Below are 13250 nucleotides of genomic sequence, written 5' to 3' on the forward strand. Positions count from 1 at the left end.
AATGATTTTAATGTACACAGATTTAAATGGAAAGGTAGCAGTAGTTACTGGTGCCTCAAAGGGAATTGGTAAGGCCATTGCACTTCGTTTGGCACAAGAACACATGAAGTTAGTGTTCAACTATCATTCAGATCAAAATGGAGCACAAGAAGCCGTCGACCAAATTCGTGAAAACGGGGGAGACGCAGTTGCCGTTCAAGCTGACGTTTCAAAAGAAGAAGATGTCAACAAGTTAGTTAAGACAGCTATTGAAGAATTTGGTGATATGGACCTATTCATCAACAATGCTGGAATGGAAAAGGAAACTCCAACTCACAAGTTAGCGCTTGAAGATTGGAAACGAGTAATTGATGTTAACCTAACCGGTACTTTCTTAGGTACTAAGGCCGCATTGAATTATTTCTTAGATCACAAGCGTGAAGGAAACATTATTAACATGTCTTCAGTTCACCAATTGATTTCATGGCCACACTTTGCAGATTATGCTGCATCTAAGGGTGGTAGCAAACTATTCACCGAAACAGTTGCTAAGGAATATGCTGAACAAGGTATTCGTGTAAACGGAATTGCACCAGGTGCAATTAACACACCAATCAATGCTAAGAAGTTCGCAGATCCAGAATTATACGCACAAACTGCTGAATTAGTTCCAATGAATCGTATTGGTAAACCAGAAGAAGTGGCTGCTGCCGCTGCATGGTTAGCTTCTACAGAATCATCATACGTAACTGGTGAAACCATTTATGTTGATGGTGGTATGAAACTATACCCAGAATTTAAAGAGGGTCGTGGATAAAATTCCACAAAAAAAGATGGTATCGATTTGATACCATCTTTTTTTACTTCTATAATGCCTTGCTACCGAAATCACGAGGTTGAATAAATACTTCTATGATTGGGTATAACATTAGGATTCCTAAGAAAATGAATCCATATTCGTATGCGGTATTAACACTAACAAAACTAGATAGTGCTGACACAACCACGGTGATTAATGAAACTCCTAAACCTTGTGCCATGGTTTGTAATACAGAACTTAATGTATTAGCTGAGTTTCTTTCATCCATTGGAATTTCAGAGAACGTAACGGCATTGTAGCAGGTAAGTGCTAGTGAACGACCACAACCTGAAATAAATGCTAGACCAGCAATAATAAAACCGATTGTAGTGGGTTGAATCCATGCCAATGCAGCAGTACTGATTCCAACAGTAAATAATGCTATTAATAATGAAGCTTTGTACTTAATATGTCTGATAATTACGTTTGTAAATGGCTTGATACCAATGTTTCCGATGAAAACGAAAATGACATAGTATCCAGCAACCAATGCTGACCAGTGGAATACGGTTTGTAAGTACACTGTTAATAGGTAAGGAAGAGCACCAACAGATAACCATAGGAATGTTCCACCGGTTTGATAGATTCTAAATGAGCTGACCTTTAAGGCCTTAATATCAAATAGTGGGTTATCCACATGTGATAAATGATGACCGACCACTAGGATCATTAATAGACCGATTAATACCAAGATACCAGCTGTAGGCCAGTATTCTCTACCATAAGTGGCAATTTCAGCACCGATTAGGATAAAACCAGATGAGATAGCGATTTCGATAAAGCCTAGGAAATCAAACTTAGTGCTGCTCTTTTTAGTATCTTTTTCAACTAACTTAATACCGATAATAATTGCTAATAAACCGATTGGCACGTTGATTAAGAAAATCCATTGCCAAGTAAGATACTTAACGAAGAATCCACCGATGATAGGGGCAATTGCCGGAGCAATTAGAGCAGGCCATACTAGGTAGTTAGCCATTCTAAGTAGTTGGTTTGACGGTGTCTTTTCCAACATGATTAAACGAGCGGTAGGAGTCATTAGTGATCCGGCAAAACCCTGGATGAAACGACTCGCTAATAGGAATGAGAAGGTAGGTGCAACAGCATCACCTAATGAACTTAAGACGAATAGTAGGGTTGCTAATAGCCAAGCATTTTTCTTACCAATTCGTTTAGCAATCCACCCGCTTAATGGGATGAAGATAGCCATAGTAATAAAGTAGATACTTACCGTTAATGAAAGTGAAGAAGTAGGCACATTTAGACTTCTTCCAATGTACGGTAAAGCAGTTGTTACGATTGTCGCATCTAAAAATTGCATGAATAGACTTGAAGCCATCAATAATGCGACTTTGATATAATTGCTGATAATAAATCATTTCCTTTCCTATATTTATACTTAAAGAAGTATATCATAAATTTTTTTTAAGATTAATGTAATGATTTGACGGATGAAAGTGATACTGGAATAATTAAAAATATATTGGCGTGCGAAATAAAAGGGGGCAATTTTAATTGATTAAAATTCATCAACTAACTGATTCAACATGGGTTGAAATGGTCGATGCCAACACCAAAGAAGTTGTTGAAACCATCGATAAATACAAACTACCAAATATCTTAAAAGGGTATATGTTAGATGCCCATGAACATTCTCGTTTTGAATATGATCCGGTCAAAAAGTATTCTGTCATGATTATGCGCGCACTAATTAGTGGACAAGATGAAAATGTACAAACTTCACCGGTTGTCATTGCTTTTACCAATGATTTAATTATTACCAAGAGTGATTCAAGATACCGTATCAAACAAGAAACTAGATGTAATAAGTTTGATATGGTATTTAATATGTTGCAACGAATCAACAAGCCATACATGAATAAACTAGATCAGATTAATGAATCTGTGGAAAATCTACAAAATAAACGTAGTAAAAACAGTGTCAATAATCGACACTTGAATGAAATAGCAATTCTAAAAAATGACTTGGTATATTTAAAGACGGCTACTGCTGCCAATATTATGTCGATTAATCAACTACAAAAGTCTAGTGATAACTTTGAAATTCCGATTTCATTTAACCAACGTCAAGATCAACATATTGACGACGTTGCTGTTGAATACGAAGAAAGCAAGTATATGTTTGATGTGCTAGACGAAATCGTTAGTCAGATTGAAGATACATACAGTAATATCATTAATAATAATCTAAATGATGTTATGAAGGTGTTGACTGTTTGGTCATTAATCCTAGCAATCCCACCAATTATTAGTGGATTCTATGGGATGAATGTGAATGTCCTTCCATTCGCTAATAGCAGTTGGTCATGGTTCTTCACATTGGTTATCACTGTAGTTATTATTTATTGGATGATTTACTACCTAAAGAAACATCACGATTTATAAAATCACAAAGCTGATTATGTTTTCATAGTTGGCTTTTTGTTTGAATTAGGAAAGGAAAGTGATGTGAAATATTAAGAAAAGGTAAAAGTGACAATTAATTAATGTAAGCGCTTTACTATGCATTAGAATGAATGTATAATGAAAAATGTTAAATGGTGGAGTATAGCTATTGCATTGCTACACTAGAAGAAAAACAAAAATTATAATTATAATCAGAGTATAAAAAAGGAAGTGTTAAGATGGATATCTTAATCGGAATATTACCTGCTCTTCTATGGGGGGTAGGACCACTAATCGCTACCAAGTTTGGTGGTAAACCTGTTGAACAAGTGTTAGGAACTGGATATGGTCAATTAGCAATTGGTATAATTATTTACCTATTTACTAGACCTGCTATTTCATTTCAAGAATTCCTATGGCCATTCTTAGGTGGGGTTGCATGGGCAGTTGCTCAATACATGCAATTCAGCTCATTTACTAAGATGAATGTTTCTACTGCAATGCCTATCTCAACTGGTCTTCAATTAATTGAAATTCCACTTTGTGGAGTTATCTTCTTTGGTGAATGGGGATCACCTTTAGCTAAGTTAATCGGTTTCTTAAGTATCGCACTATTGATTCTAGGAACTACTTGTACTAGTTACGTTGACAAGGGAGTTGTTAGAAAGAAACTTGATTACAAGGCTGGTATGCCTCTACTAATCATCGGATCATTCGGATACACTGCATGTTCAGTATTTCCAAGAATTACTAATGCTTCTGGATTAGTTGGATTATTACCACAAACATTCGGTATGTTTCTAGGTGCTGTTATCGTTACATTCGTATTGAACGGTAAAGAAGCACTTGGTTACCTAAAGTCAAAGGTTACATTCAAGAGTGGAATTATTGGTTTACTGGGTGGACTAGGTACTCTAGCATACCTAACTTCATTGAAGTTAAATGGTGTTGCTAACGCATTCCCATTAACTCAAATGAACGTTGTTGTTTCAACTTTAGGTGGTCTAATTATCCTAAAGGAAAACAAAAACAGAAAAGAAATCATCTTTACAGTTATCGGTCTAATAATGATTGTGGTTGCCGCAATCCTAATCGGTCACTTAGAATAATTAAACATACAAAAAAGACCTACCAATTATTGGTAGGTCTTCTTTTATTGGATTTAAATTGAATGAACGATCATTAAGATTCCGCTCACTAGGAAGAAAATTCCAACCAAGAAAGCAACTGATAGAGCAGATGCCACTGGAGAAATTAGTAATAAAATACCAACGATTACACCTAGGATAGCAAAGATTACATCCATAATGTAGTAACCGTGGCTAACGTTTTTAACATATTTGGCAAGTGATAATGCGGTTAGTGAGTCCAGGATGAACATGATTGCAAAGAAGATTGCAATGTATAACATACCGAATACGCCGTTGAATAGCATTAAGACACCGATTAAGATATCCAAAATACTGTTAAAAATGATCCAACCCTTTGAGTCGAAGATATCAGTCATGTGGGTAAGCTTGAAAATACCCCTAATGATTGAAAATACTGCAACGATAAGTACGACAGTACTAAATGCTACATCAGGTCTAGATACTGAAATAATTCCAGCAATTACACCTAAGATACCGACAATAAATGAGAATGGATCAAATTCATTGATTCTATTCATGAATTTCACCTCTTTTAGTTGGCTTAACCTAATTATAATTCAAATTAATACAACAAAATTATTATGCCGCGTAATTTAAAGAATTTTTAACGTTTATGGTGAAAAGCTAAAATATTTTAAACAATCGTGAATTATCGGTATAATTGTGGTTATTAAAACGATTGAGGGGAACACGATGGGTAGAGTAATTACAGTTTTAGAACGTCACAAAAACCTCATCAAGGTTAAGTTCAGGGGTGAATTTGGGTACTTCTTTCCAGACACGAATTTAGTTAATCAATCAGCCAAGATTGAAACATTTGTTGATGCCGAAAAGGCACTGGCAAAATACTTAGCCAAAGAAGACGATCAACTAATCATGGTGCCACGTGGCTTTGATGTCGATGATTTATTATTCATTGTCCAAGCAATCTCAAAAGAAGAAATCCAAGCGGGTAACGAGGGTGATTTAGGGATTTTTGAGATTAATCCTGATGGCAAAATAAAAAGACAGGCAGAATAATCTGCTTGTCTTTTTTGTTTATAGAAGATGGTTTAGTTCTTCTTTTAGTAGTTCAACCTTGTATGCTTGAGAGGAGAAGTCTGCGTTAATGTCTTTGAAGTGATTATTTTCATCGAACATTTCACCGTTTATGGTTAGCAGTGGATTGACGATGGTAGGTTGCATCTTTAATCCAACTGCAAGCATGTTAAAAGACATTTGTGCTTGAAGTCCACCGTGGCTTCCATAGGTTACTAGCGCCACAATTTTGTTTTTCCATTCAGCAGCCAAGTAATCGACCGCATTCTTTAAGACAGCGGGGAAACTCCAGTTGTATTGAGGAAATAGTAATACGATCGCATCCAATGATTTGATCTTGTTGCTCCATTCAATACTGTGTTTTTGTTTGTATTCTTGCTTGGCTGGAACCTCTTCTTCATCTAAGAATGGAAGGTTCACTTTAGCTAAATCAATCATTTCTGTTTCAAACTTATCTGAAGATAGTCGTTGTTTTAACCAATCCGCGATTTCTGGACTGATTCTGCTAGGACGACTACTACCAATGATGATACCAACTTTTTTCATCATAAAATCTCCTTTAATAAAAGAGCATTCTAAACGAATGCTCTTTTTAAAACTTATTAGAATTTAGCGCTACCTGGTTCACGTGGGAATGGGATAACATCTCTGATGTTTTCCATACCAGTAACGTACATAACTAGACGTTCAAAACCAATACCGAAACCGGAATGCTTGATTTCACCGTACTTACGTAGGTCTTCGTACCAGTCATATTCTTCTGGGTTTAAGTCAAATTCTTTGATCTTATTGTTTAAGACATCGTAACGTTCTTCACGTTCACTACCACCAACGATTTCACCAATACCTGGTACTAAACAGTCAGCAGCGGCAACGGTCTTACCATCGTCGTTATCACGCATGTAGAATGCCTTGATATCTCTTGGGTAATCAGTTAAGAAAGTAGGGCGTTTGTAGACATCTTCACACAAGTATCTTTCGTGTTCTGATTGTAAATCAATTCCCCATTCAACTGGAACCTTGAATTCTACATCTGCTTCTTGAAGTAACTTAACGGCGTCAGTGTAAGTAACACGAGCGAAGTCTTCGCTAGCAGTCTTTTGTAGTTTTTCAATTAGTCCTGGTTTAACGTTTTCGTCCAAAAATTCTAGTTCATCCTTAGCATGATCTAAAACGTAGTTGATAACGTATTTTAGTAAACCTTCAGCGACATCCATCATACCTGGTAGGCGAGTGTATGCCATGTCTGGTTCAATCATCCAGAATTCTGAAGCATGACGAGGAGTGTGTGAGTTTTCAGCTCTGAAAGTAGGACCGAAAGTGTACACATTCTTGAATGCCATAGTAAATGCTTCTTCTGGAAGTTGACCACTAACAGTTAGGTTAGTTTCAGTCTTGAAGAAGTCCTTTGAGTTGTCTACGTGACCTTGATCATCCTTTGGAAGGTTATCCATGTCCATAGTTGTAACTCTGAACATTTCACCGGCACCTTCAGTATCACTACTTGTGATGATTGGGGTGTTAACGTAAACAAAGTCATTGTGTTGTAGGTATTCGTGAACTGCAAATGCAGCTAGTGAACGAATTCTAAATACTGAGTAGAAAGTATTAGTACGTGGACGCAAGTGAGCGATAGTACGTAGGAATTCGTAAGAAGTCTTCTTCTTTTGTAGAGGGTAGTCAGAGTCTGAACGACCAACTAGTTCTACTTTTTCTCCGTGCACTTCAAAAGGTTGAGGAGCATCTGGAGTCTTCACAAAGGCACCTTCAACAGTGATTGTTGAAGCGATTGGAAGCTTACTGATTTGTTCAAAGTTTTCGTTACTCTTTTTAACGATAATTTGAGCACTCTTGAAGCAAGAACCATCGTTTAATTCGATAAAACTGATGTTTTTTGAACCACGAATGGTCTTAATTGAACCTTCAAGAGAAACTGTTGTGTTGTCTTCTAAATCTTTAGTATATAGATCCTTAACACTTAGTTGTGTCATGTGATTCACGCCTTTCCGTAAACTATAAATAGCGGTAAATAAAAAACTTCCGCCCCAAAATTAGGACGAAAGTTCCGCGGTACCACCTAAAGTGCCTATAAATAGGCCACTCAATCAAATAACGCTTTGATGTGCGTTCGTTTCTACTAAAGATTCAAAACGAAAACAAATAGGTGTTATTCATTGATGAAAGTATTATTAAGCTCTCACTATCCTTAACTCGCTGATAAGATTCATCAACTACTCATCCGTATTTATAGTTCTATCATATTAACTATTTTTCACAATTAAATATTACCACTATTTTGACATTAATTACAATATAAAAGTAGGGCAAAGACAAAAAAGCATATTGATTGCATTATATATGTACATATTGGATAATGGTTTCATCAAATACTTATTTTATGTAAGGAGAACGCAAAATGCCAAAAATGAATATTGATGTAATCAAGGGCCACGACCGTGATTACTTAAAACAACTAATGGATATTTCCTACCATGTCATGTTAGACTGCTTCGGTGCTCCAGACGGAGATAGATACCAAATTCTAACTCAACATGAAGACTTCGAAATGAACATCTTAGATACCGGATTAGGATTCAATCGTACTAACGACGTTGTCGTATTTAGTCTTACCACTAGACCAAGAACTAAGGAACAAAAGTTAAAGTTCTACCACGACTTGGCCGAACAACTAGAAGACAAGCTAGGGATTAAAAAGACCGACTTGATGATTAACCTAACTACCAATACCGATGAGGACTGGAGTTTTGGAAACGGGGTCGCTCAATTTATTGATGGTCCACTAAAATAAAAAAGTGCGGTTATTGAGCCGCACTTTTTATGTAGAGTTAGTTTGTAAGTTAAGATAACAAGCTGAGTTGAAAAGGTGTATCAAGTTATCAGCTTCAAGTCGATAATAGCACGATGTGGTGGCATCGTTAACTAAAAGTTTAGTAACAAAGTATAAGATATGTAAGTAGGAATATTAAATGAAATAAATATAATTTAATCACTGGGTTAAAAGTAGCTAATATATTTTGTTAGAAACTAGCAATCACAACAATTAGACATGTTGTCTATCTTAAATGAAAATAAAAGAGTGAGGTTTATATATATGAAAGTGGTTAATATTGCCAGTGCAAAAAAATTGAATTCATTGGTTGATGCCCCCATGCCAGAACTAAAAGATGGGGATGTTTTGGTCAAAATCCATGCAGTCGGAGTGAACCATGTTGATTTGTTATGGGCGGATCAAAAGGTTAAACCAGACGATACAATTTTAGGTTTGGAAATGGCTGGTGAAGTCGTTGACGGAAACAATACTAAGTATAATGTAGGAAATCGCGTAATGGGATTGATAGATAACGGTGGATATGCTGAATACATCGCAGTTCCGGCAGAACGATTAATGCCAATTCCAGCCAACATTGATTACAAGAAAGCGGCCACGATTCCAGAGAGTTTTCTAACCGCTTATCAAACGCTATTTACCATCGGAGATCTGCATGATAATCAAACTGTTTTAATTCATGCGGGAGCTAGTGGTGTAGGAATTGCTGCAATTCAATTGGTTAAGCAGCTGACTAAAGCAACAGTCATTACAACTTCAAGCACTAAAAAGGTTGATATCTGTTTGGAATATGGTGCAGATCACGCAATTGATTACCGCAATAGCGACTTTGCAGAAGAGGTCCAAAGAATTACCGATGGTCACGGTGCCGACTTAATCTTGGACTTCATCGGTGCCAGTTATTATCAACAAAACATTAAGTCAGTTGCACTGGACGGACAAATCATCCTAATTGGTAATCTTGGTGGAAGTGAAATCAAAGACGTTGATATCATGGACGTTATTGGGAAGAGAATCACCATTACTGGAACTTTGCTTTCACCCAGAAGTAGTGAGTATAAAGCCCAATTGATTAATGATTTTAGCAATGACGTGTATGATTTGTTAGCGGATGATAAAATTAAGCTATATGTAAGCAATGAATTTGATTTATCTGAATCAGAACAAGCTTTAACATGTATGCGTGAAAAACAAAATACCGGTAAAATCATCTTAAATGTTAAGTAGAAAGACGCCTAATATGGGCGTTTTTTTATTGTTTTGAAAAATGTCAAGATTAAAAATTTTACAATTTGTAACCAAACATTTAATAATTTGTAAAGAAATTGGGAAAAATTGTAACTTGTGTATATCATTCTCGCAATATTTAGATTGTACAATAGAGATAATCATAATTGTTAAAGGATGAGAGTATGTATAAACTAAAGTATTTATTGATGAGTTTTGGGGTTGCGTTGATTGGATTTCTATGCATTTCTGTCACTTCCGTGAGGAGTAATGCCGTATCCAACAACGTTTACGATTTATCTGAATGGCAAGGTAACTTCACTGATAGTCAAGTGAAGAAGTTGAAGAACGAAGTACCTTTCGTAATTCTTCGTGTTCAATTCGGTAGTGCCTACAATGATAAGACCTTTGCCCACAACGTTGCTTTAATGAAGAAGTATGGTGTCCCATATGGTGTATATTCATTTAGTCAATACACTAGTCCTTCAGATGCTGCTAGTGAGGCAAAAACGTTATACAGTCGTGCTCCAGAAGCTAGATTCTATGTTAACGATTATGAACAACAAACTGTTAAGTCAGGTGGAACTAATGCCGCTACCAAAGCATGGGTGGATGCATTGAGACCACTAGTTGGTAATAGAAAGATTCTTTTCTACTCATACCAAAGCTTCATGGTTTCTCATGCTTCAGATGCTGTTAGTTCATATGATGGTTATTGGTTAGCAGCTTACCAAACAAATGAACCACAAAGAGAACATGTTTTATGGCAATACACAGATCATTTCTATTCTCCAGCATTGAACCAATATGTTGATGCCAGTGTATTAACACAAAAGAATAGCTCTTGGTTTATTGATGCAACAACAAATAAAAGTAATAATAACAAGCCAAGTAAGCCAAAATCCAATGTGACATACACAAAAGAAAACAAGACATTGACTGTGAAGACAGCCGTTAAGTATAACTTCTACAACCATGTTCCTGGAAACAATTACTTTAGTGAACTTCACAGAACTCACTATGGTCGTACATTCCATGGTAAGAATGTAACGGTAGATTTAAAGGCAAACGTAAACGGTCGAACTTATTACCGTGCATACGAAAATGGTAAGTTATTAGGTTGGATCAACCAAAATGGATTGGGTCCACACATTAGTTATTCCAAAGTTAACATGCATAAAAAAGTTAAACTAAATAGTAACTACAGATTCTACAACCATGTAACACAAAGCCATTTCGCTGATTTTAAGACAACTGGAACTGCAAAGGATTATGCTGGTAAAACTGTCCACATTACCGGTCGTGCAATTAAAGATGGTTGGAAGACTTATTACTACAAATGCTATTACGAAGGTAAGTTCATTGGTTGGATTTACCAACGTGGAATTTAGTAAATAAAAAGGCATCGTTTAGACACGATGTCTTTTTTTGCGCGAAAAAATTGATAAAAAATTTAAACTTTTTCATTAGAAAAATGTATAAAAAATAATGACAATCATTATTAAACTGTTATCTGTGCTTCTGTTTATATAATAAATGTATAAAAAATACAAATTTACTTAATAAAAAATTAACCATCTTACATCTTTCTTAATCTTATGAAACATTATATAATTTGTTAGTAATCTTAAGAAAAAATTAAGAAATGAAGAGAGGATAGGAAAATTTTACCACTGAAAAAACTTTTAAAAATGGTGATGATTGTAGGAATCATTTCATCAGCACTAATAATGACAAATGTAACACATGCTAATGCATCAAACGATACACAGGTTAGTTTAAAGAAAGATGCTAAATTATACGACACACATAAAATTAAAAAGATTAAAACTAAATCCGCTAAAAAATACTTCGGAAAAGAATCACTATACGAAAAGAAATCTGCTAAGGTTAAGAAGATTACATATAAACTTGTCCAAAGCGCGAATGGAACAAAATCAGGCTGGATGAAATCCTCCGATTTATATGTTGTGAAGAGAAAGATTACTACCAAATCAACATATCAACTATCACCTCGTATTAGTGATTCATCAGACTTAGATAATCGTCAATTATCCCAGTTATCCGACAGTCAAATCAAGTCACGAATCAGGGCTAAGTTCATTAACTTTGTTCAAGGACAAAGAAAAAAGACTGGTAATGGATCGTGGGTTTCTAGCAATGGATTAAACAAGGTGGCTCAAGAAAAAGCCAACTATGTCGATCCAACAATGGGGGAAGCATCTCACTACACTACTAGAGATGGAAAACGCCATCGTCAAGAAGCTGCTATCTTAGATGGACAAAGAATGAAGATAGTTAAGAATCAAAATGACATCTATGAATCTAATGGTTACGCCACCTTAGACAAGAACTACTACCACATCGCAGATTACGTTAAGTATTTTAACGAAATGATTACTGACGACGGTGCATCTGGTGATAGCCATAAGACACAATTGTTGGGTAACGAAGCAAACGGACTAAGATACTATGGAATTGGATTAAGAGTGATTAGAACTGCTTATACCGTTCAAGTAAACATTGTTATCTTATCAGCTGATACTAAGTACAGATAAAAAGGAGCTCAAAGAGCTCCTTTTTTTATTTTCGTTTAATAACGCGAACTCGAATGACTTCATTAATGGATTGTAAATCATTTAATAGTTGATTGGTTGGTTCGTCGCAAAAATCAACCATAGTATAGGCCATTTCACCTTTAGCGCCATTACTCATTTGGTTAATGTTAAAGTTGTTTTGAGCAGATTTAGTGGCGATTTGACCAACCATGTTTGGGATATTCTTATGAATCAAAGTGATTCGATAAGGTGAGTGCATTGAAACATTCATGTTTGGTAGATTCAATGATTGAGATAGGTTACCAGTTTCTAGATAACGCTGGATAATCTTGGCCCCTCTGACAGCACCGTTTCCTTCGGCTTCGACAGTTGATCCACCAATGTGTGGGGTGATGACAACGTCTTCGCGGTTCATTAAGACGTCATCGCCAAAGTCAGTAATGTATGAAGCAACTTTTCCCTCGTCCAAAGCATCAACGACTGCTTGGTTATTGACGATGCCTAGACGAGCATAGTTTAGGATGCTTATGCCAGGTTTCATTTGCTTGATTGCGTTTGCGTCGATTAGGTCAGTAGTTTCATCGTTCTTAGGAACATGGATGGTTACGATATCGGCATCTTTAATTGCGTCCTCTAAAGTATTAGCACGAGTGATATCACTTTCGATGCGCCATGCAGCGTCTGATGATAGGTAGGGGTCGTATCCGACAACATCCATGCCTAAGTCGTTGGCGGCGTTGGCAACCAGTGAACCGACATGACCTAAACCAATCACGGCTAATGTTTTATCTCTGATTTCGGTTCCTTTGAAACGCGGATCAATCTTCTTCTTTTTTGAAATGTCAGCGTGTAAATTATTGGCTGAGAAGTTTGCTACGGGGAAGAGGTGACGGACAGACGCGATAATCATTGATAAGACGACTTCCTTAACGGCATTGGCGTTACTTCCAGGAGTGTTGAAGGCGGCGATGCCTAATTCTGATAATCGATTGATGGGAAGGTTATTAAAACCAGCACCAGCTCTGACAATTATCTTTAAGCTATCTGGAAATTCAGCGTCTAACATATTAGCTGACCTGATTAGATATGCGTCAGGATTTTCGCTCTGGTTGATTTGGTACTTATTACTGAATTTATCTAAACCATCCTGTGAGATTGCATTAAAAGTTTTAACGTTATACATA

General features: G+C 36.2%; 13 protein-coding genes and 1 other annotated feature. Of the genes, 8 read left to right on the plus strand and 5 right to left on the minus strand.

Going from position 1 to position 13250, the window contains the following annotated elements:
- The first annotated feature begins 10 nt into the window (after positions 1–10).
- Complete coding sequence (locus OEZ61_RS03460; RefSeq protein WP_034531991.1) at positions 11–796, plus strand: glucose-1-dehydrogenase; 786 nt, start codon at positions 11–13, stop codon at positions 794–796.
- Positions 797–845: 49 nt separating this feature from the next.
- Here OEZ61_RS03460 and OEZ61_RS03465 read toward each other — a convergent pair whose 3' ends face one another.
- Positions 846–2177 (minus strand): MFS transporter, encoded by a 1332-nt coding sequence (locus OEZ61_RS03465; RefSeq protein ID WP_225349252.1) that lies wholly within the window; start codon positions 2175–2177, stop codon positions 846–848.
- A gap of 176 nt (positions 2178–2353) precedes the next feature.
- On the opposite strand from OEZ61_RS03465, the gene OEZ61_RS03470 reads away from it, so the two are divergent.
- Complete coding sequence (locus OEZ61_RS03470) at positions 2354–3244, plus strand: magnesium transporter CorA family protein (RefSeq protein ID WP_034531995.1); 891 nt, start codon at positions 2354–2356, stop codon at positions 3242–3244.
- A 239-nt stretch (positions 3245–3483) separates the two neighbouring features.
- Positions 3484–4353 carry a GRP family sugar transporter gene (locus tag OEZ61_RS03475; protein ID WP_034532000.1) on the plus strand — a complete coding sequence of 290 codons (870 nt, stop codon included), beginning with the start codon at positions 3484–3486 and terminating at the stop codon, positions 4351–4353.
- 53 nt (positions 4354–4406) lie between these two features.
- Here the strand turns inward: OEZ61_RS03475 and OEZ61_RS03480 are convergent, their stop codons facing one another.
- Positions 4407–4913, minus strand: coding sequence for a DUF308 domain-containing protein (locus OEZ61_RS03480; protein WP_290046943.1), 507 nt, complete (start codon positions 4911–4913; stop codon positions 4407–4409).
- A gap of 175 nt (positions 4914–5088) precedes the next feature.
- On the opposite strand from OEZ61_RS03480, the gene OEZ61_RS03485 reads away from it, so the two are divergent.
- Positions 5089–5415, plus strand: a complete 327-nt coding sequence (locus tag OEZ61_RS03485; protein WP_034532003.1) for a hypothetical protein — start codon at positions 5089–5091, stop codon at positions 5413–5415.
- An 18-nt stretch (positions 5416–5433) separates the two neighbouring features.
- On the opposite strand, the gene OEZ61_RS03490 is transcribed toward OEZ61_RS03485, so the two are convergent.
- Both OEZ61_RS03490 and asnS read right to left on the minus strand, forming a co-directional pair.
- On the minus strand, positions 5434–5979 hold the full coding sequence (locus OEZ61_RS03490; RefSeq protein ID WP_051592279.1) for an NAD(P)H-dependent oxidoreductase: 546 nt from the start codon (positions 5977–5979) through the stop codon (positions 5434–5436).
- A gap of 56 nt (positions 5980–6035) precedes the next feature.
- A complete protein-coding gene (gene asnS, locus OEZ61_RS03495; protein ID WP_034530932.1) occupies positions 6036–7424 on the minus strand; it encodes an asparagine--tRNA ligase in 1389 nt (462 codons plus the stop codon).
- A gap of 58 nt (positions 7425–7482) precedes the next feature.
- Positions 7483–7691, minus strand: a binding site (T-box leader).
- A 158-nt stretch (positions 7692–7849) separates the two neighbouring features.
- On the opposite strand from asnS, the gene OEZ61_RS03500 reads away from it, so the two are divergent.
- The 4 genes from OEZ61_RS03500 (at position 7850) to OEZ61_RS03515 (ending at position 12066) form a co-directional block, all read left to right on the plus strand.
- Complete coding sequence (locus tag OEZ61_RS03500) at positions 7850–8242, plus strand: tautomerase family protein (protein ID WP_034530931.1); 393 nt, start codon at positions 7850–7852, stop codon at positions 8240–8242.
- A gap of 303 nt (positions 8243–8545) precedes the next feature.
- The gene (locus OEZ61_RS03505) at positions 8546–9508 is read left to right on the plus strand and encodes an NAD(P)H-quinone oxidoreductase (protein ID WP_034530929.1); all 963 of its coding nucleotides are present in this window, start codon (positions 8546–8548) and stop codon (positions 9506–9508) included.
- Positions 9509–9693: 185 nt separating this feature from the next.
- Entirely contained in the window at positions 9694–10899 is a 1206-nt protein-coding gene (locus OEZ61_RS03510) for a GH25 family lysozyme (protein ID WP_051592278.1), read from the plus strand.
- 300 nt (positions 10900–11199) lie between these two features.
- Entirely contained in the window at positions 11200–12066 is an 867-nt protein-coding gene (locus tag OEZ61_RS03515) for a hypothetical protein (protein WP_290046944.1), read from the plus strand.
- Positions 12067–12091: 25 nt separating this feature from the next.
- Here the strand turns inward: OEZ61_RS03515 and OEZ61_RS03520 are convergent, their stop codons facing one another.
- On the minus strand, positions 12092–13249 hold the full coding sequence (locus tag OEZ61_RS03520) for a 3-phosphoglycerate dehydrogenase family protein (RefSeq protein ID WP_034534873.1): 1158 nt from the start codon (positions 13247–13249) through the stop codon (positions 12092–12094).
- Between the last annotated feature and the right edge of the window lies 1 nt (position 13250).

Origin of the sequence: Apilactobacillus sp. EABW-1NA (assembly GCF_030398685.1) — a bacterium.
GTDB classification, from domain to species: domain Bacteria; phylum Bacillota; class Bacilli; order Lactobacillales; family Lactobacillaceae; genus Apilactobacillus; species Apilactobacillus waqarii.